The sequence below is a fragment of the Burkholderia sp. A2 genome, from assembly GCF_001729305.1.
In the GTDB taxonomy this organism is placed as follows: Bacteria; Pseudomonadota; Gammaproteobacteria; order Burkholderiales; family Burkholderiaceae; genus Burkholderia; species Burkholderia sola.
This window is the reverse complement of sequence record NZ_LZXX01000105.1, coordinates 426013-444923: the sequence shown is the minus strand read 5'-3', so window position 1 is coordinate 444923 and position 18911 is coordinate 426013. Positions and strand designations below refer to the sequence as shown.

Genomic DNA, 18911 nt, shown 5'->3' with positions numbered 1-18911 from the left:
TGCCGTTGATCTGAGTCAACCGCGTGGAAACCCTGCTTCGTAGACTGGATTGCACCGGCGGATCACCCGTCGATGGAGCGATTCCGATGAGCTACAAAAGCATGGTCGTGCACCTCGATACGAGCGCCCGCGCGCATTCGCGTCTCGAGTTCGCATTGCGTCTCGCCCGGCGCTTCGGTGCGCATCTCACCGGGCTGTTCGCCATCTACACGCCCGAGCCACATTCGTTCTACGTGATGGCCGGTTCCGCCGACTATTTCCGCGCGCAACGCGAACGGCGCGACGAGCGGCTTGCCGCGCTGGAGCGTCTGTTCCATGCGGAGACGGCGCGCGCCAAAGTGCCCGCAACCTGGATTCGCACCGACGAGCGGGCGAACGTGGCCGTACCGCGCGCTGCCCGTCTCGCCGACCTGGTGATCGCGGGCCAGAGCGACCCGAACGATCCCGAAACCTATATCGACGACCAGTTTCCGGAAAATCTCGTGTTGACCGCCGGCCGCCCGGTGCTGTTCTGGCCGTACACCGGAGAATTCCCGTCGGTCGGCGAACGGGTTTTCGTCGCATGGGACGGCAGCCGCGAAGCGACCCGCGCCGCGCACGACGCGCTGCCCTTTCTCGAACACGCGAAGCGGACGACGGTCGTCGCCGTGGTCGACGGCAAGTCGGAGGCCGCGGCCACGCGGATCCCCGCCGCCGATGCCGCGCTGATGCTGGCGCGCCACGCGCAGGACGTGAACGTGCTCGACATCGACACCGGCGCTGGCTCGTCCGTCGGCGAAACGCTGCTGTCGCGCACGTACGACACGGGTTCCGACCTGCTCGTCATGGGCGCGTACGGCCATCCGCGCTGGCGCGAGCTGTTGATGGGCGGCGCGACACGCACGGTGCTCGCGTCGATGACGCTGCCGGTACTGATGTCGCACTGACGCGTCCGACGCACACGTCGTGTCGTCCGCGTCGAGCGCGCTCACGTGGTCGTCGAGCCGACCAACGAAGCGTGGATCGCGGCACGCGCCGCGATGGGCGTGCTGCGCGGCAATCGGGACGCTTGATCCAGATCAGCGCCATCGGCGTGCACGCGCCGATGATGGTTTCATCCACATCCGTTCAAGGGACATGCCATGTACTCGAACATTCTGGTGGCACTCGACGGCAGCGACACGTCGTCCCGTGCACTCGACGCCGCGCTGGCGCTCGCGGCGCAAACGGGTGCGCGGCTCACACCCGTCTACGTCGTCGATTTCCTCGCGCCGGCCTACGACATGTATGGATACGATCCGTCGATCCTGGTCGATTCGTTCCGTGAAGAAGGATTGCGCGTGATCGACGACGCCGCGCGGCGCATGAAGGCGCGCGACGTGGCCGGCACGCCGCAGATCTCCAACGTCGCGCCGGCAGGCGAAGACGTCCCGCACCGGATCGTCGGCGTCGCGAGCGAGATCGGTGCCGATCTGATCGTGATGGGCACGCACGGCCGGCGCGGCTTTCGGCGCCTCTTCCTCGGCAGCGTGGCCGAACGCGTGCTGCGCCAGGCCCGATGCCCGGTCCTGATGATTCCGGCGAGCTGCGCAGCGAAGGCATCCGCCGACGTCACCGCCGCTTCCACCGCAAAGGAGCCGTCATGAGCTACAAGACCCTGCTCGTTCACCTCGACGACAGCGATCGCTGTGCGACGCGCGTCGACCTCGCGCTCCAGCTCGCGGGACGCTGGAACGCGCACTTGATCGGCCTCTACCTGGTCTGCCAGGATCTCTTCGAGCCGTTGCGCCGGCCCGACGAACCGCTCAAGCTGGCCGTCTACGAGCGCCTCTGCGACCAGCGGCGCAAGGAGGCGGAAGAACGCTTCCTGACGGCCGCCGAACGTGCCGGACGCAGTGTCGAATGGCAGGCGCCGGCGGGCAATGCGATCGATGCCGCGATCCTGCACGCGCGCCACGCCGATCTGCTGGTGCTCGGCCAGGAAGATCCGGACGATCGCATGACGTACGTGGCGCGCCATTTCGTCGAGGATGTCGTGATCGGCAGCGGCCGTCCGGCGATCGTCGTGCCGTATGCGGGCGACGTGCGCACGTTCGGCGAGAACGTGCTGATCGGCTGGGACGGCGGGCGCGAGGCCGCGCGTGCGATGGCCGACGCGCTGCCGCTGCTCGCCCGCGCACGCTTCGTCAACGTCGAGACGGTCGTCCGCGGACAACCCGATCCGGACAGCACGCCGGCCGGCGTCGACGTCGCCGCGTATCTCGAACGACACGGCGTTCGCGCGTCGTTCTCGACGACGCCGCGCGAGCGGTCGGTCGGCGTGGGCGGGACGCTGCTGAACCGCGTGACCGACGTGCATGCGGACCTGCTCGTCATGGGCCTGTACAGCCATACCCGCGCCCACGAGCGCGTGCTGGGCGGAGCCACGCGCACGATCCTCGAGACGATGACGGTGCCGGTGCTGCTGTCTCACTGAACCGGCGGGCGGGTATCGGGCAGCCGGTCGAGGCTGCCCGCTTTCGTCACAACACGGCCGCACCCGCGCCCAGCCCCTCCCGCACGACCAGCACCGGCCGGTCGGCGGTGCGCACCAGCGACTCGGCGACGCTGCCGAGCAACGCGCGGCGCATGCCGCGACGGCCATGCGTGCCCATCACGATCAAGTCCGCGTCGCATTCGGCGGCCGCTCGCGCCAGCACCGACGACACGTCCTCTCCGCACGCGTCGATCGCATGCACCGTGCCGCGCACGCCGCACAGCCGGAACGCCGTCTCGGCATCCGCCACCGCGACCGCGGCCTTGTCCGCGTCCAGCCCGGCCGGGTCGCGCCGGCCGATATAGCCGCTATCGACGTCCGTCAGCCGCGGCGCGTCCGATACCACGCACACGGCGACGATCAAGCCGCCCGACGCGCGGGCGAGCGCGATCGCCTCGTCGAGCGCGAGCCGCGAGCCGCGGCTGCCGTCGAGGGCCGCAAAGATTCGTGCATACATAAAGCCTCCCCTGTTGCCGTTCGGTGTCGATCGGCATGCCCACCAGTCTGGGCGCGACGCACATCGTCCGGTTGACGTCGGTCAAGCCCGCACGGCAACGGACGTACGCATCGGTCCCGATTGGCGAATACCGGCAAAACGCGCACAATTTCGGCGCATCGGACATGCTTTCGATGCGACCCTTTGAAGAGACATCGTCCGGTCATCGACGGCCGCCATCCTGTCCGCCGTCCGGAATCGGACGATTGCAACGCTCCGGTCGGAGCCGGATCGACGAACGCCGGCGGGCGCCTGCCCCGCGCGAGCCGGCTAAGGATGCACGCCATGATCAGGGTACTCATTGCGGACGACCACACGCTCGTCCGGGACGGACTGCGGCACATCCTGCAGAACGCGCGCGATTTCGTCGTGGCGGGAGAAGCCAGCGACAGTGCGTCGACGATCGCGCTGACGCGCGGCACCGAGGCCGAGGTGCTGGTGCTCGACCTGTCGATGCCCGGCCGCAACGGCATCGAACTGATCAAGCAGATCAAGGACGAGAAACCGGCGCTGCACATCCTGGTGTTGACGATGCATGCCGAGCAGCAATATGCGGTGCGTGCGTTCCGCGCCGGCGCATCGGGCTACATGACCAAGGAAAGCGCGAGCGCTGAGCTGGTGGCCGCGCTGACGAAAATTGCCGGCGGCGGCGTGTACGTCAGCCTGTCGATGGCGGAGCAATTCGCGCAAAGCCTCAACGAGCCGACCGACCTGTTGCCGCATCAACGGCTGTCCGATCGCGAATTCGACGTGTTCCGGCGCGTGACCTCCGGCGAGTCCATTTCCGAGATCGCGCGGGCGCTGTGCGTGAGCGTCAAGACCGTGAGCACCTACAAGACGCGAATCCTCGAGAAAATGCAGATGGCCAACGATACGGCGCTCGTCCGGTACGCGATGCGCCACAAGCTGTTCGACGATCCTGACGAACTCTGACCGCGACAACCCGCCGCACCGTTGTAGGAATCGTCCTACAAACCTTCCCTATCACCTACCGCATCTTCAATTTCCGCTGATTTCAATCAAGCATCCGGCTGTCCATACTCCGATCAAGAACAACACACCGGCGCGCCTTCCGGAGCTGCCCGGCCTTGCCGTCCCGTCGCGACTGCATCGTCGGCCCGCCGATCCGGTGGACGCCGATTCGACCAACCAGGCGGCGACGTGCCTGTCCGCCTGTACGACGGCCAGCGCAACCGCGACGACGCGATCCGCTGCCGCCCCAACCGGAGCAGATCATGCAGAGCCATGCCGAAACCACGACGACGGCGCCGTTGCACCCGTTCATTCCGCTGCATCCCGTCGCGCGGGCGGACCAGCCGAAGCGCACGTCGTCCCGCTGCTCGTCCTGCACGCTGCGCACCGTTTGCATGCCGCGGGAAATGACGCCCGACGAGTTCGCCCGGGTCGACGCGATGATCTGCACGACGCGCCACGTCAAACGCGGTGAAACGCTGTTTCGCGCGGACGACACTTTCCACAGCATCTATGCGGTCAGAACCGGATCGTTCAAGACCGTGATGATGCATCGCGACGGCGACGAGCAGATCACCGGCTTCCAGATCGTCGGCGAAGCGCTCGGGCTCGACGGCGTGCATACCGGACGGCACAACGGCGATGCGATCGCGCTCGAGGACAGTACGGTCTGCATCATTCCGTTCGGCCAGCTCGAGCAGATGTGTCGCGAAGTGCGGCCGATGCAGCATCACGTGTATCAGATGATGAGCGGCGAAATCGTCCGCGAATCGGCGCTGATGGTGCTGCTCGGCACGATGACCGCCGAGCAGCGCGTGGCCGCCTTCCTGCTGAACCTGTCCACCCGCTTCAAGACGCGCGGCTACTCGGCCGCCGAATTCGTGCTGCGGATGACGCGCGACGAGATCGGCGAATATCTCGGGATGAAGCTCGAAACGGTCAGCCGCATGCTGTCGAAGTTCCAGCGTGACGGGCTCGTCGCCGCGCAAGGCAAGCAGATCCGCATCGTCGATCCGGAAGGCCTCGGGCGCATCTGAGCGGATCGCGCGAACCGGGCGGGATCAATCGCGCATGCCGAGCACGGCGGCGCCGGACACGCGGCCCCTGCGCAGATCGTCCAGTGCGCGATTCGCATCGGTCAGCGCGTAGCGCACGGCCTCGACCCGCAGCGGCATCGCGGCGGCGATCCGCATGAATTCGACCGCATCGGCACGCGTCAGGTTGGCGACCGATGCGATCCGGCGCTCGCCCCACAGCCACGCGTACGGAAAGCTCGGGATATCGCTCATGTGAATGCCGCCGCATACGACAATCCCGCCTTTGCCGACGGCGCGCAGCGCGGCCGGCACCAGCGCGCCCGCCGGCGCGAAAATGAGCGCGGCGTCGAGTGTTTCCGGCGGTGTTTCGTCGCTGCCACCGGCCCACGCGGCGCCGAGCGACAGCGCGAGCTGTTGTGCCGCGGTATCGCCCGGTTTCGTCAGCGCGAACACCTTGCGCCCCTCGGCATGCGCGACCTGCGCGACGAGATGAGCGGCCGCGCCGAAGCCGTAGATGCCGATGCGACGCGCGTCGCCGGCCATGCGCAAGGTTCGATAGCCGATCAGGCCCGCGCACAGCAACGGCGCGGCTTCCAGATCGGAATAGCGTTGCGGCAGGTGCACGCAATACCGGTGGTCGGCGACCGTGCACTCGGCATAGCCGCCGTCGATCGTATAGCCCGTGAAACCCGGGCTGTCGCACAGGTTTTCTCGGCCGGATACGCAATACGCGCAATGCCCGCATGTCGAGCCAAGCCACGGAACGCCGATCCGGTCGCCGACGGAGAACCCCGTCACGCCCTCGCCGAGCACGCGCACCGTTCCCACGATTTCGTGCCCCGGCACCAGCGGCAGCTTCGGGTGCGCGAGCTCGCCGTCGACGACGTGCAGATCGGTTCGACAGACACCGCATGCGTGCACGTCGATCAGCAGCTGGCCCGGCGCCGGCAGCGGATCCGGCATGTGCGCCTCGCGCAAATACGGTGTCGTGCCGTCAAACATCATCGCAAGCATGCTCGCCTCCCGCTCGGTCGTCTTCGTGCTTCGCTGTCCAAGGCTAATCCCGGCGCATCGCGCGCGCATGGCCCGGTGACGGGCGCTTGATGTGGGTCAACGGCTGCCGGACGGTTGCTGACACGATGAGGTGGCATGACGCCGCCCGCGCGGCGTGCCAGGAGATGATCGAATGATATCCGTTCCCCCGCTTGCCGCAAGCGCCCATGTCGACGATCAATTGAAGTCGCTGTTGGCGTACGCGGTGCTGGCTCCGTCCAGCCACAATTCGCAGCCGTGGCGGTTCATCGTCAACGGCGCCACGATCGCTGTCTGTGCGGACCGGGTCCGCGCGTTGCCCGTGGTCGATCCGTTCGACCGCGAACTGATCATCAGTTGCGGCGCGGCATTGCTCAACCTGCGCGTCGCGCTCGATCACGCCGGCCTCGCCCACACGATCAGCACGTTTCCGTCCGAGGTCGACCCCGATCTCCTTGCGCTGGTCCGCGTCTGCGACGACGGCTATTCCGATCCGTCTCTCGGCGGGCTGTTCGACGCGATCCAGGACCGCGTCACGACGCGCGCGCCATTCGAATCTACCGCGGTGCCCGACGAGATTCAGCGCGAGCTGATCGCGGCCGGCGTCGCGGAAGGCGCCGAGGTCGCGTGCATCGACTCGACTGCACGTCGCGCACGGGTCGCCGAACTGGTTGCGCAGGCCGACCAGCAGCAGTTCGCGGATCCGCGCTTCCGCCGCGAACTGGCGAGCTGGATCGATCCGCGCCGGCGCGTCGACGGCATGCCGGCATTCGCGGCCGGCGTGCCGACGCTGCTGGACTTCGCGGCGCCTGTCGTGACGATGGCGGTGCGAACGTTCGATCTCGGCAACGGGCTGGCCGCGCTCCATCATCAACTCGTCGGCGCATCGCCTTTGATCGTGTGCCTGTCGACCGTGCGCGACGACCGCGAAGCGTGGCTGGCCGCGGGCCAGGCGCTGGAGCGGATCCTGCTCGTCGCGGCGCGCGCGGGCTATACGGCGTCGTACCTGAACCAGCCGATCGAGACGGCCGCGCTGCGTGCCGACCTGGGCCGGATGCTCGGGCTACACGGCGAGCCGCAGTTGCTGCTGCGGGTGGGCCGCGGCCCGCACACGCCGCATTCGCCCCGTCGCCCGCTCGGCGAAGTGATCTCCTGAGCGCAACCGGCGACGCGCCGCGCGCATTCCGCTCCGGACGAGGAAAACATGAACATCACGCGCTGCTCCGCTTTCTCTTTCTTTCTGCTCGCTGCCATGGCCGGAACAGCGGTCGCGCAAACGACCGTGCCCGAGCCGACCGAGCTCGTCAACGCGCAGCACTGCATGTTCTGCCACACGCCCGACATGACGTTCCTCGGGCCGTCGTTCCACGACATCGCCGCGCGCTACCGCGGCGATCCTCACGCGGCCGCCGAACTGGAACGCAAGTTGCGCGTCGGCGGCCCCGCGCATTGGGGCGACACGCCGATGCCGTCCGCGATCGATCGCGGCGGGCCGCTGTCTGCCGACGACGCGCATCAGTTCGTCCAATGGGTGTTGAGTCAGTGACCGTGCGCACGATAGTCAAACGCGCTCCTGCCGGCATGGCGCGCGGCGGCGCGCGCGGCAAGCGGGTACGCGCCCGGCCCGAATCGCCCGCCAGCCTCGACGACATCCCGCGGCCGTCTCGTCGAGGGCGGCATCTCGCCAGCCATCCGGACTGCACGCCCGGCGACGCGGACACGTCGTTGCTGCAACGCGCGACCATGCGCGGTATCCGGCTGCAGCTCGACTACTGGAACGCCGAAGCGCGCCTGCAACACGAGCGTATCGGCCATGCCGTCGTGATCTACGGCAGCACGCGCATCGTCGCGCCCGCCGTCGCGAACGCACGGCTCGCCGAAGCGAACCGCCTGCTCGCGCTGCGTCCGCGTGACCCGGGCCGGCGTCGTGCCGTCGCGGTCGCCAGCCGTCTCCTCGAGCACAGCGCGTACTACCGCGTCGCACGCGAATTCGGCCGTATCGTCGGTCATGCCGACCGGCGCGCGCGTACGGCGCGCCTCGCAATCGTCACGGGCGGTGGCCCCGGCATCATGGAGGCCGCCAATCGCGGCGCCTACGAGCGCGGCGCCCCGAGCATCGGCTTCAATATCGAGCTGCCGCACGAACAGGCGCCGAATCCGTACATCACGCCGGATCTGTGCTTCCGGTTCCACTACTTCGCGATTCGCAAGCTTCACCTGCTCGAGCGCGCCAAGGCAGCCGTGTTTTTCCCCGGCGGATACGGCACGTTCGACGAACTGTTCGAGGTCCTGACGCTGCTGCAGACGCGCAAGATCGCGCCGCTGCCGGTTGTCCTGGTCGGCGAAGCGTACTGGCGGCGTGCCGTCGATCTGGCGTTTCTCGCGGACGAAGGGATGATCGACCGCCGCGACCTCGAACTGTTCACCTACTGCGAATCCGCCGCCGATATCTGGCACGCGATCGGATCCTGGTATGCACGGTGCCGCGCCGGGCGGGCGGCCCGACGAAGCCCTTCGCCGAAGCCGTCCGCCGTGTAGGAATCCGCCGACGGCCTCCGCTCGATTCCTACTACAACTTCGGGACACGCCGATTGAATCGCGCATGCACGCCAACGATACTGAAATCACGGATAACGGCTCCCGGCATACCGATCGCGAGCCCTCAGGAGAGACGTCATGTCACACGCTACCCAGCCTGCCGATTCGGGCAATCCGTCCGGTCGGTCCGATGCAGCAGCGCTCGACACGCTGGCATTGGTCACCCTCGCCCGCGATGCCGGCATGCTCGTGATCCTCGACGGCCAGATCGGACGGGAACGGTACGAAAGCGTGACGGGATCGATCGCCACGCTCGCCCGCTTCGCGCAGGCGCTGCAACGTTCGGCGCTCAAGGCTGCATGAAACCGGGCGCGATCGAAGCCGTGCCGCGCGCCGACTCAATGCCGATGAACTGGCCCTCACGGATCGGGCCGCCCCTTTTGCCCGGATATCCGCTGAATGAAGCGGCGATGAACCTGCTCCGCTCCGGACGCATCGCACTCATGTTCCCGGTGGGGCGTTGCTCGCGAACTATCGGTGTGCATGGTTATCGCGCGATCTCTATGCGGGCATCGCGCTTTCCGCCGTGCTGGTAGGGGCCGGTGAAGGATCGCCTGCGCGCCTACGGGCTGTTCGACGTGTTCGGCGCGGCCAGCTTCTTTCCGACCGTGACCGATGCCGTTGCGCATCACGTCCAGCGGAATGGCGAGCACGGCATGCGTTCCGCGGCATCGCCGCCCGCGCGGAAAAGGATGGGCGGCTAGACGCTTGAAGATGGGCGGCCGCCACGCGCATCGCGTCGAGCCGGGAGAAGCGGTCGGCTTCTGTCCGACAACCTTACTCGACGACCAGGTCGTCGACGACCGCGCGCACGCCACGCGCCGACCACGCGGCGCCGCGCACGGCCTTGCGCTCGGAGAACGAGCCGACCTTGCCGGACAACCGGACGGTGCCGTCGCGCACCTCGACCGCGATGTGTTTCGCCTCGCGCTCCGCGTGGCGCATGATCGCGCGCTTGATGCTGCCGCCGATGTCGGCCGAGCCGACCGCCCCCTGCACGACGATGTGGTCGGTCACGCCGGTCACGCTGCGCATCTGCGAGATCGCGCGCACGGCCAGATGGCTCTGATATGCCCATTCGACCCGGCCGGACAGCGTGATCCAGCCGTGCTCGACCTGCACCTTGACCGCGTCGTCATGCAGCCCGACCGTCCAGTGCAGCACCGAGCGCACGGCATTCGCGATGTCCTCGTCGGTGCGGACGTCGTCGTTCGGCAGATGCACGGTCATGTCGACGACGAGCGCCTTGACACCGGCCACGCGGTTCGCCGCACGCTCGATCGCGAGTTTCTCCGCATAGCTCGGCGGGTGACCCGAAAGCGTCACGATCCGGTCGGACACCTCGACACCGATTCGTGTCGCGTCGATTGCCGGGTCGGATTCCAGCTCGTCCTGAACGTCCTGTTTCAACTGCTTGTCGGTTTTCATCGTCTGCACTCCCGTGAGCCGCGGCGCGCTTGTCCGCCGTACACGGCCAGATTTGCACACGCGCGGCCCCGCGTTGCTGATGCAGGTCAACGGATGCCCTGTGCCGGGCTTCGCGGCTCGTGCATGGGTCGCTTGACGAAGGTCAAGCCGGTGCGGCCCGGCCGTCTTATCGTGAGATCGCCGATGCGCGACGTGTCCGGCTCGCGCAGCGATGCCCGAAGGAGATTCACATGACGGAACAGCAACTGTTGGCCTATTCGCCGGCGCCTCCGGCGCTGCCGGCGCCGCCGCAAGGGGCGTCGCCGGCCATCATCGATCTGCCGCGCCCGACCCTCGACGGCGGCACGCCGTTGATGACGGCACTCGCAACGAGAATGAGTTCACGCGAATTCACCGCCACGCCGCTCTCGCCTGCGACGCTCGGCGAATTGCTGTGGGCCGCGGACGGCATCAACCGGCCGGCAAGCGGCGGTCGTACGGCGCCGTCCGCGCACGCGTTCAATGAAATCGACCTCTACGTCGCGCTGCCGCACGGCGTTTACCGCTACGACGCGCCCGCGCATCGGCTCGTGCTGAAACACGCGGCCGATGCACGCAACCTGACGGGGTACCAGGACTTCGTGGGCCGCGCGCCACTCGATCTCGTCTACGTAGTGCGGACCGCCGCGATCCTCGACATGCCGCCGCCGCAACGCGACGTGTTCTCGGCCATCGCGGCGGGCGCCATCGCACAGAACGTTTCGCTCTACTGTGCGGCAGCCGGCCTCGGCACGGTCGTGCGCGGCTGGATCAATCATCGCGTGCTCGCCGACGCGTTGCGGCTGAATGAGGACGAACTGCCGATCCTCGCGCAGACCGTCGGATACCGTGCCGGCGGGACGGTATCGGCGGCGTGAGCGCACGTGGACGGTTGAAAGAAACGGCGCGCGGATGGCTCCGCGCGCCGTCATCCTCCCTTCGAGCGACGCGTGCCCCGCGTCGCCCGGCGTCTGCCTCCCGATCAGCTGATCGTCAGCTTCTTCTGCCCGACCGGCGCCTTCTTCGGCAGCGTCAGCGACAGCACGCCGTCCTGATACGTCGCCGTCGCGTTCGCGTCGTCGATCTCGCCAGACAGCGAGAACGACCGGCCGATCGCGCCGCTGTAGCGCTCGCGCCGGATCACGCGCTCGCCATCCTTCTGCTCGTTGTTGCGCTCGACCTTCGCGTTGATCGTGACGGTTCGGCCCGTCACCTGGACATCGATATCCTCCTTCGCGACGCCCGGCAACTCCGCATTGACCTTGTAGGCATTGTCGCTTTCCGTCACGTCGATCTTCATCGACGCAAGATCGGGTTCGTCCGTCGTCGCCACGCCGCGCAGCGGCCTGAACAGCCCCTGAAACAGGTCGGAGACGGGTTCGATCGAAAACGGATCGTAACGCGTGAGGTGGGTCATGGTTCGCACTCCTCGTACGGTTGACATGCAGCAGCGCTTTCGTCCGGCCAGCGCGGTGCCGTGATGCGGATCGGACTGGCGCGGCATCGCGTGCCGCGCAACGGACGAAGGATCCCTTCGAAATCAGCGTATCCGCTCGCACCGTCACGCGCTTGATACGCGTCAATGACCCACGGCGATCACGTACAGAACCGGAAAAATCCGCTGTGAAGCAGGATCGGCCTGCCGTCCATTTCCTCGAGCAGGCAGCGCGCCGCGCGTTCGATCGCGGAGCGATGGTGCGCGAATGCGTCGACAAGATCCTGTTCGCGCGGCGATGCCGCCCGAAAGTGATCTTCCAGCGCTTCCGCGGTGATCGCGCAGCGCACGCGTCGGCCTTCGACCACGGCCGGAAAGGCCAGTGCCGAGTCTTGACCGCAATACGTCGGCGGTTCGGAAGGAAAAGTTATCTGCATGACGATCTCCTGGGCAGGTTGCGTGCCGACCGTCGCCCGACTCGACCCGGGCGGCCCGACCCGTTATCGGGCACGGCGACGCTAGGCTGCCGCGACGGCAGCCGGCGCGGCATCGTCGCCGCGTACGAGCAGGACCGGGCAACTCGATCGGCGCAGAAACCGTTCGGCTACGCTGCCGAGGACAAGCCGACGGACGCCGCGCCGCCCGTGCGTGCCGACCACGGCGAGATCAATCGACCGTTCGACGACATAGCGTTGCAGCCGCTCGGCGATATCCACGCCGGGTTCGGTCTCGATGATTTCGGTATCGCCGTTGACGGCCGCATGCGAGATGGCCCGCTCCGCGCTTCGCAGCACGGCCGCGCCATCGCGCCGAACCTCGTCGAGCAGGGCATCCGGGTTCATGCGTCCGGCGTACGTGATCAGAAGCGATTGGTCGACGACGAAAACGGCGAACAGGCGCGCGCCGCATGACCGGGCAACCTTCAAGCCCTCTTCAAGCGCCAGATTCGAAGAAGGACTGCCGTCGACGGCGACCATGATGTTCGTGTACATACTGACCTCGCTGGATGACTGGACGCGCCGGTGGCGTTCGGCGTTGTTTCATCATCAGCGCTCGCTGGAAACCGGCGTTGACCGAAGTCAACGGTTTGAAGCGATATGAGCCGACGCGGGAGGCGCTCCGTTATCGAGGGTCGACCGGCAGCGTCGGCGTGCCCGTTGGGCGCTCGTACGTCGCGAAACCGCGCTCGATTTCAAGGATCTTCGACGCGCATGCATCGTATTGCCAGCCGGGGCCGCCATCGGTGCCGTACATGCCCTTGCACATCGCCTTGAGCCGGATCACCGCGCCGCCGTCGCCCGATGCCGTGCGCGACGCCCATAGATACACTTCTCCGGCGAAATGCGGTTGCGCGGTTTCGATCCGGTCCGCACTGACTCGCGTGATACGGGTCGACGAATGCGCGTCGATGTAGCGCCGTGCGAGCTGCCATGCACGGTCGCATTCGGGCGGCGTCGAACACTGCAGCGCGGCAGCCTCCCGTGCCGCCTTCAATTGCGTTTCGGTCGACCGGAACGCCGCCTCCTGGCCCATACCCGCGCAAGCGCCCAGCGCGAGCGCGGCGCCGATCGCCCACGTCGGATGTTTCATTGCCCATGCCTCATCACGCGGCGACTCGCGCGTGCCATCGGGTGCCGCGTCATGCGAGCGCCGACGTCCACTGTATTGCCGGCAGCGCGAATGCGATTGACCTGCGTCAATCGCCGCCCTGCGTTGCCGATCGCGGACTGCCCTTCGTCGCCACGAGAAAATGCTTTCCACCATTCCTTGGTTTGAGCGGTGCGGCGCAGCCCGTAGCATGGGCGCGTCACCCATCCTCCAGCATCGGAATGTCCGCGCAAACAGACAAGGTCGTCCATTGGCTGCTGTCCAGCCTGGAGCCGAAAAGCCAGCTTTTCCACGTCGGCCAGTATTGCGGCGACTGGCAGGCATCCACCGCCGGCCGTGCGAAAGCGAGCTTCCACATCCTCCTTCACGGATCGGCGTGGCTGCACTTCGCCGACGGCCGCGACAGCATCCCGGTCGCCGAAGGTGAAGCCGTCTTTCTGCTGCGCGACGTGCCGCACGGCTTGTCGCCGAGCCCGGTCAATCCGCACGCCTGTGCGGTCGCGGGCAGCCATCCGCTCGAGCGACGCGGGTCGATGCAACCGCTCGACCCGTCAATCGACGGCAGCGTCGGCCTCGCCTGCGGTTTCATCGAATTCCAGTCCACCGTGTCGCGCGCGATCGTGTCGCTCTTTCCCGAATACCTGATCGTACGGCGCGGCGACGACGCCTATCGCGGCATCCATGGGCTGTTCGATCTGATTCGCGCCGAAGGGCGTCATGGCGTCGACGCGCCGTCCCCGCTGATCGACAAGCTGGTCGAACTGCTGCTGTTCTACGCGGTGCGGGACGCCGCGGGGCACGATACCGTCGCCAGCGGGCTCGCGTCGCTGATGCAGCGGACCGGTTTCGGCACGCTCGTCGCCGCGATCATCGACGCGCCGGCCGACGCATGGACCACGGAATCGATGGCCGCGTTCGCGAACATGTCGCGCACCGCGTTCTGCAAGCATTTCAGCGAAGCATCCGGCCATCCACCGATGCAGTTCGTCACGATGGTGCGGATGCGGCTCGCGGCGGACCTGCTGCAACAAGGCTTGCCGATTTCACGGGCGGGCGAACTGGTGGGCTATCAGTCGGAGTCGGCGTTCGCGCATGCGTTCAAGCGCACGATGGGCATGCAACCCGGCGCATGGCGCCGCGACCGCGACGACGCGTCGCCATCGGCAGCCCGCCTGCACTAGCCGGCCGTCGCGGCGCGCGGCGCGGGACGAACGCACAGGAATCGCGGATGTTCGCGCATTGTCCGGCCGCGGCGGCGCCTCGACAATGATCTCACTGCCCCTCCGGAGAATCCTGTGAGCCGCCTGCCTTTGCTTACCGTCGAAACCGCCCCCGCGGCCAGCCAGCCGTTCCTCGAAAAATCGCAGCGCGCGAACGGTTTCCTGCCGAACCTCGTGCGCTCGCTCGCGAACGCGCCGGTCGCGCTCGAAACCTACCTGACCGTCGCGGAGATCAACGGCCGCGCGGGCCTCACGTTCGCCGAGCGCGAAGCCGTGCAGATCACCGCGGCCGCCGTCCACGGCTGTGCGTTCTGCGTGGCCGGACACACCGCCGCCGCGCTGAAAAAAGCCCATGTCGATCGCGCCGACGTCGACGCACTGCGCGACGGCGAACCGGTCGCCGAGCCGCGGCTGGAAGCCGTCGCGGCTTTCACGCGCGCCGTGATCGCGACGCGCGGCGGCGTGACCGACGACGCGCTCGACGCGTTCCTGGCCGCCGGCTTCACCGAAGCGAACGCGCTCGAGGTGGTGCTGGGCGTGAGCCTCGCGACGCTGTGCAACTTCGCGAACAATCTGTCGCGCAACGAACTCAACCCCGAACTGGCGGCATACCGATGGGAACCCCGGACACAAGCCGCCTGACGGCGCCCGCACTCGACGCGTCGCTGGTCGACTGGCTCGACGCGAACGCCACGCAGCTCGACACGAGCGCCGCGCTGAAGGCGGAGGTCGTGCCGCGTCTCGCGGCCGCCGGCCTGTTCCGGACCGGCGTGCCCGCGAGCCTCGGTGGCGCGGGCGGCGCCACCACGGACGCCATCGCCGGCATTGCCGCGGTGGCCGAGCATTCGCTGACCGCCGCCTTCGTGCTGTGGGGCCAGCGCAGCTTCATCGAATATCTGCTGCAAAGCCCGAATGCCGCGCTGCGCGAGCGCTGGCTGCCGGCGCTGCTCGACGGCCGTTGCGCCGGCGCGAGCGGCCTGTCGAACGCGATGAAATACCTGTCCGGCATCGAGTCGCTTCAGATCGACGCGACGCCGCACGCGGAAGGCGCCGACGACTGGCGGATGACCGGCCGGATGGCGTGGGTCACGAACCTGCGTGCGGAACGATTCGTGGTGGCGGCCGCCGTCACGTTCGGTGATGAGCGCCCGTCCGCGATCGTCGCGATCCCGGATGACGCGCCGGGCCTTACCCGCAGCGCCGATCTCGACCTGATCGCGCTGCGCGGCAGCAACACCGCCGCGCTGCATCTCGACGGCGTACCGACCGACGCCGCGTGGCTGATCCATCCGGATGCGCAAACCTTCCTGCCCGCCGTGCGACCGGCCTTCCTCGGCCTGCAGTGCGGGCTGTCGATCGGGCTCGCGCGGCGCGCGCTGGCCGAAGCGCGGCGCGCGGCGGAAACGACGCGCGGCATTCTCGGCCCCGAAGTCGAAGCCTGCGCGGCCGAACTGGCCGCCGCCTGCGCGCACCTGTCGGCCGGCCTCGCCGACGGCAGCCTGCGCGCGCATCCGAACCGCCTGTTCGAGCTGCGCATCGCGCTCGCGACGCACGTGGCCACCGCCGTGAACCTCGAACTCGAGGCGAGCGGCGGCCGCGGCTATCTGCGCGATGCGGGGCTCGGCTTCGAGCGACGCTGGCGCGAAGCGGCGTTCATTCCGATCGTCACGCCGAGCGTCGTGCAGTTGAAGGCGCAACTCGCCGCGCAGGCGCGGAGCATCGCCGCATGACGCCGCCGCTGCTGGACGCACGCCATCTGACGCTCGGCTACGACGGCGAGCGGCACAATACCATCCTGGCCGATGTGTCACTGTCGGTCGATCGCGGCGAAATCGTCGCGTTGATCGGCCCGAGCGGCACCGGCAAGTCGAGCCTGTTGCGCGCACTGGCCGGGCTGGAGCGGCCGCAATCCGGCACCGTGTCGATCGACGGTACGACGTTGCAGGGCCCGCACCCGAGGATCGCGATCGCGTTTCAGGACCCATGCCTGCTGCCGTGGCTGTCGACCGAAAAGAACGTCGCATTCGGGCTCGCCTTCGAACATCAGGAGCGCCTCACGCGCGAACAGCAACGCGAACGCGTCCGCTCGGCGCTGCAGGCGGTCGGGCTCGAAGCCGCCGCGTCGCTGCGTCCGGCCCAGCTCTCCGGCGGGATGGCGCAGCGTGCGGCGCTGGCGCGCGCACTCGCGCGTCAGCCGCACGCGCTGCTGCTCGACGAGCCGTTCTCGGCGCTCGACGAAGTGACGCGCGCCGCGATGCAGCAGTTGCTGGTCAACGTCGTGTCGACGACACGCTGCGCGACGGTGCTCGTGACGCACGATATCGACGAGGCGCTGCTCGTGGCCGATCGCATCGTGCTGCTCGGCACGCAAGGCCGCCTCATCGATGCATGGCACGTCGATTTCCCGCACCCGCGCGATGCGTTCGTCACCGAACTCGGCACGATGCGCATCGACATCCTGAAGGCGTTGCAGGCCGGCATGAAGCGTCCGCACGCGTCCGAACTCCCCTCCCTGAACTGACCCGACCCGCCTATCCATGTGCCAGATTCCGATGTCGCGCCGCGAATGGCTGAAGCTTGCGGCCCTGTTCACCGCGACGGGGGCCGCCCCGTTGCTGTCGATGGCGAACGCGCACGCCGCGGCAGAACCGGATGCGCCGGTTCGCATCGGCTATCTGCCGATCACCGACGCGGCCCCGTTGCTGGTCGCCCACAACAACGGCTATTTCGCGTCCGAAGGGCTGACGGTCGAACCGCCGAAGCTGTTGCGCAGCTGGGCGCAGCTCGTCGAAGCATTCCTGTCCGGCCAGGTCAACGTCGTGCACCTGCTGTCGCCGATGACGCTGTGGGCGCGCTACGGCAGCCGCGCGCCGGCGAAGGTGGTCGCGTGGAACCACGTGAACGGCTCCGGGCTGACGGTCGCGCCCGACATCGATTCGCTGCGCGATCTCGGCGGCAAGACCGTCGCGATTCCGTTCTGGTATTCGATTCACAACGTCGTGCTGCAGGACATGCTGCGCCAGCAGGGGCTCACACCCGTGCTCAAGCGGCGCGGCACGCCCGCGGCGAACGAAGTCAACCTGGTCGTGATGGCGCCGTCGGACATGCTGCCCGCGCTCGCCGCGCGCCAGATCGCCGGGTATATCGTCGCGGAGCCGTTCAACGCGACCGCGGAATTGATGAAGATCGGCAAGATTCTGCGCTTCACCGGCGATGTGTGGAAAAACCATGCGTGCTGCGTCGTGTTCATGCACGAGAACGATCTGACGCAGCGGCCCGCGTGGTCGCAAAAGGTCGTCGACGCGATCGTGAAGGCGCAGCTGTGGGCGCGCGCGCATCCGCAGGACACCGCGCAGTTGCTGTCGAAGGACGGCGCGCACCGCTATTCGCCGCATACGCTCGCGTCGCTCGAGCGCGTGCTGGTGCCGTCGGCGTCGCTGGCCGACGCCTACCGGGCGAGCGGCGCGATCCGCCATGCCGACTGGCACGCGAAGCGGATCGACTTCCAGCCGTATCCGTTCCCGAGCTATACCGAGGCGCTGGTTCAACGCCTGAAGCGCACGGTGGTCGACGGCGACAGCGGCTTCCTCGCGTCACTCGACCCGGCGTTCGCGGCCCGCGATCTCGTCGACACCCGCTTCGTACGCAAGAGCATCGAGGCGGTCGGCGGGCTGAGCGCATTCGGTCAAGCAGGCGCGTTCCAGCGCGAGGAGATCGTCGTTGTCTGATGCGCTCGCCACCCGCCGCTCATCGGCACCCGACACGCACCGGGACGTCGGTTCCCGCTTGCCGGCACGCGTGGCCGCGGGTTGGCTCGGCGTCGCCGGGCTCGTTGCGACGGTCGCCGTGTGGTGGGCTGCGATCCACGGGTTGACCGAGCCCGGCTCGCTCGGCCGGCAGTTCGCGCCGGACCGCGCGTTCGCCAGCCTGCGGTCGCTGTGCGCGGACGATCATCTCGTCGAACACGCGCTCGTCAGCCTGCGACGCATCGGCGTCGGGCTCGGGGCGGCGCTGCTGGCCGGCGTCCCGCTCGGGCTGCTGATCGGCCGCGTGCAATGGGTCGAGCGGATGCTGTCGCCGACGTTCCAGTTCCTGCGCATGGTGTCGCCGCTGTCGTGGATGCCGCTCGCGGTCATGTCGTTCGGCATCGGCGATCGTGCGATCTACTTCCTGCTCGGATTCGCCGCGTTGTGGCCGGTGCTGATGAGCACGGCGGCCGGCGTCATGCAGATCGACCGGCGCTGGCTGCAACTCGGCGCCAGCCTCGCGGCCACCCGCCGCGAGCTGCTGGTGCATATCGTGCTGCCCGCCATCGCGGGGCCGCTGCTCAACGGCATCCGGCTCGCGATCGGCATTCTGTGGATCGTGCTGGTGCCGGCCGAGATGCTCGGCGTCAACGCGGGCCTCGGCTACCTGATCCTCGACACGCGCGACCGGCTCGCGTATGCCGAACTGACCGCGGTGATCGTCGTCATCGGTGCGCTCGGCTTCACGCTGGACGGCATCGCGCGGTTATTGACCCGCGCGCTGCTGGCGTCCGACCGCTAGCGCC

23 protein-coding genes are annotated in these 18911 nt (G+C 68.0%); 16 read left to right on the top strand and 7 right to left on the bottom strand.

Annotated elements, in window-relative coordinates:
* Nucleotides 1-86: 86 nt before the first annotated feature.
* From A9Z05_RS22460 to A9Z05_RS22450, 3 genes are all read left to right on the top strand, one after another.
* Nucleotides 87-926, top strand: a complete 840-nt coding sequence (locus A9Z05_RS22460; RefSeq protein ID WP_069620006.1) for a universal stress protein — start codon at nt 87-89, stop codon at nt 924-926.
* 195 nt (nt 927-1121) lie between these two features.
* Complete coding sequence (locus A9Z05_RS22455; RefSeq protein WP_069620005.1) at nt 1122-1625, top strand: universal stress protein; 504 nt, start codon at nt 1122-1124, stop codon at nt 1623-1625.
* Nucleotides 1622-2455 carry a universal stress protein gene (locus tag A9Z05_RS22450; protein ID WP_069620004.1) on the top strand — a complete coding sequence of 278 codons (834 nt, stop codon included), beginning with the start codon at nt 1622-1624 and terminating at the stop codon, nt 2453-2455. Before A9Z05_RS22455 ends, A9Z05_RS22450 begins: the two co-directional genes overlap by 4 nt.
* 46 nt (nt 2456-2501) lie before the next feature.
* Here the strand turns inward: A9Z05_RS22450 and A9Z05_RS22445 are convergent, their stop codons facing one another.
* The gene (locus A9Z05_RS22445) at nt 2502-2972 is read right to left on the bottom strand and encodes a universal stress protein (protein WP_069620003.1); all 471 of its coding nucleotides are present in this window, start codon (nt 2970-2972) and stop codon (nt 2502-2504) included.
* A 324-nt stretch (nt 2973-3296) separates the two neighbouring features.
* On the opposite strand from A9Z05_RS22445, the gene A9Z05_RS22440 reads away from it, so the two are divergent.
* Both A9Z05_RS22440 and fnr read left to right on the top strand, forming a co-directional pair.
* Nucleotides 3297-3944: a response regulator transcription factor gene (locus tag A9Z05_RS22440; protein ID WP_069620002.1), complete on the top strand. Its 648-nt coding sequence runs from the start codon at nt 3297-3299 to the stop codon at nt 3942-3944.
* Nucleotides 3945-4246: 302 nt separating this feature from the next.
* Nucleotides 4247-5020, top strand: coding sequence for a fumarate/nitrate reduction transcriptional regulator Fnr (gene fnr / locus A9Z05_RS22435; protein ID WP_069620001.1), 774 nt, complete (start codon nt 4247-4249; stop codon nt 5018-5020).
* A gap of 24 nt (nt 5021-5044) precedes the next feature.
* On the opposite strand, the gene A9Z05_RS22430 is transcribed toward fnr, so the two are convergent.
* Complete coding sequence (locus A9Z05_RS22430; RefSeq protein ID WP_069620000.1) at nt 5045-6034, bottom strand: zinc-dependent alcohol dehydrogenase family protein; 990 nt, start codon at nt 6032-6034, stop codon at nt 5045-5047.
* Nucleotides 6035-6206: 172 nt separating this feature from the next.
* Here A9Z05_RS22430 and A9Z05_RS22425 point away from each other — a divergent pair, with 172 nt between their 5' ends.
* From A9Z05_RS22425 to A9Z05_RS22410, 4 genes are all read left to right on the top strand, one after another.
* On the top strand, nt 6207-7208 hold the full coding sequence (locus A9Z05_RS22425; protein ID WP_069619999.1) for a nitroreductase family protein: 1002 nt from the start codon (nt 6207-6209) through the stop codon (nt 7206-7208).
* Between the two features lie 48 nt (nt 7209-7256).
* Complete coding sequence (locus A9Z05_RS22420) at nt 7257-7598, top strand: cytochrome C (protein ID WP_069619998.1); 342 nt, start codon at nt 7257-7259, stop codon at nt 7596-7598.
* Between the two features lie 2 nt (nt 7599-7600).
* A complete protein-coding gene (locus tag A9Z05_RS22415; RefSeq protein ID WP_256122068.1) occupies nt 7601-8590 on the top strand; it encodes a TIGR00730 family Rossman fold protein in 990 nt (329 codons plus the stop codon).
* Between the two features lie 138 nt (nt 8591-8728).
* Nucleotides 8729-8953 carry a hypothetical protein gene (locus tag A9Z05_RS22410; RefSeq protein WP_069619996.1) on the top strand — a complete coding sequence of 75 codons (225 nt, stop codon included), beginning with the start codon at nt 8729-8731 and terminating at the stop codon, nt 8951-8953.
* Nucleotides 8954-9427: 474 nt separating this feature from the next.
* On the opposite strand, the gene A9Z05_RS22405 is transcribed toward A9Z05_RS22410, so the two are convergent.
* Nucleotides 9428-10078: a BON domain-containing protein gene (locus A9Z05_RS22405; protein WP_069620121.1), complete on the bottom strand. Its 651-nt coding sequence runs from the start codon at nt 10076-10078 to the stop codon at nt 9428-9430.
* Between the two features lie 230 nt (nt 10079-10308).
* Between A9Z05_RS22405 and A9Z05_RS22400 the strand changes: the two genes are divergently transcribed.
* Nucleotides 10309-10974, top strand: a complete 666-nt coding sequence (locus A9Z05_RS22400; protein WP_069619995.1) for a nitroreductase family protein — start codon at nt 10309-10311, stop codon at nt 10972-10974.
* 104 nt (nt 10975-11078) lie between these two features.
* Here the strand turns inward: A9Z05_RS22400 and A9Z05_RS22395 are convergent, their stop codons facing one another.
* The 4 genes from A9Z05_RS22395 to A9Z05_RS22380 form a co-directional block, all read right to left on the bottom strand.
* Nucleotides 11079-11513 carry an Hsp20/alpha crystallin family protein gene (locus tag A9Z05_RS22395; RefSeq protein ID WP_069619994.1) on the bottom strand — a complete coding sequence of 145 codons (435 nt, stop codon included), beginning with the start codon at nt 11511-11513 and terminating at the stop codon, nt 11079-11081.
* Nucleotides 11514-11692: 179 nt separating this feature from the next.
* Nucleotides 11693-11968, bottom strand: coding sequence for a DUF1488 domain-containing protein (locus A9Z05_RS22390; protein ID WP_069619993.1), 276 nt, complete (start codon nt 11966-11968; stop codon nt 11693-11695).
* Between the two features lie 81 nt (nt 11969-12049).
* Complete coding sequence (locus A9Z05_RS22385; RefSeq protein WP_069619992.1) at nt 12050-12523, bottom strand: universal stress protein; 474 nt, start codon at nt 12521-12523, stop codon at nt 12050-12052.
* A 130-nt stretch (nt 12524-12653) separates the two neighbouring features.
* Nucleotides 12654-13121 carry a hypothetical protein gene (locus tag A9Z05_RS22380; RefSeq protein ID WP_069619991.1) on the bottom strand — a complete coding sequence of 156 codons (468 nt, stop codon included), beginning with the start codon at nt 13119-13121 and terminating at the stop codon, nt 12654-12656.
* A 239-nt stretch (nt 13122-13360) separates the two neighbouring features.
* On the opposite strand from A9Z05_RS22380, the gene A9Z05_RS22375 reads away from it, so the two are divergent.
* From A9Z05_RS22375 to A9Z05_RS22350, 6 genes are all read left to right on the top strand, one after another.
* Nucleotides 13361-14320, top strand: a complete 960-nt coding sequence (locus A9Z05_RS22375; RefSeq protein ID WP_069619990.1) for an AraC family transcriptional regulator — start codon at nt 13361-13363, stop codon at nt 14318-14320.
* Nucleotides 14321-14434: 114 nt separating this feature from the next.
* Entirely contained in the window at nt 14435-15001 is a 567-nt protein-coding gene (locus A9Z05_RS22370; RefSeq protein WP_069619989.1) for a carboxymuconolactone decarboxylase family protein, read from the top strand.
* Nucleotides 14974-16089 carry an acyl-CoA dehydrogenase family protein gene (locus A9Z05_RS22365; RefSeq protein WP_069619988.1) on the top strand — a complete coding sequence of 372 codons (1116 nt, stop codon included), beginning with the start codon at nt 14974-14976 and terminating at the stop codon, nt 16087-16089. The genes A9Z05_RS22370 and A9Z05_RS22365 overlap by 28 nt, the downstream gene beginning before the upstream one ends.
* A complete protein-coding gene (locus A9Z05_RS22360) occupies nt 16086-16880 on the top strand; it encodes an ABC transporter ATP-binding protein (RefSeq protein WP_069619987.1) in 795 nt (264 codons plus the stop codon). The genes A9Z05_RS22365 and A9Z05_RS22360 overlap by 4 nt, the downstream gene beginning before the upstream one ends.
* 16 nt (nt 16881-16896) lie before the next feature.
* On the top strand, nt 16897-18087 hold the full coding sequence (locus tag A9Z05_RS22355; RefSeq protein WP_069619986.1) for an ABC transporter substrate-binding protein: 1191 nt from the start codon (nt 16897-16899) through the stop codon (nt 18085-18087).
* Entirely contained in the window at nt 18080-18907 is an 828-nt protein-coding gene (locus A9Z05_RS22350; protein ID WP_069619985.1) for an ABC transporter permease, read from the top strand. The genes A9Z05_RS22355 and A9Z05_RS22350 overlap by 8 nt, the downstream gene beginning before the upstream one ends.
* The last annotated feature ends 4 nt before the right edge of the window (nt 18908-18911 follow it).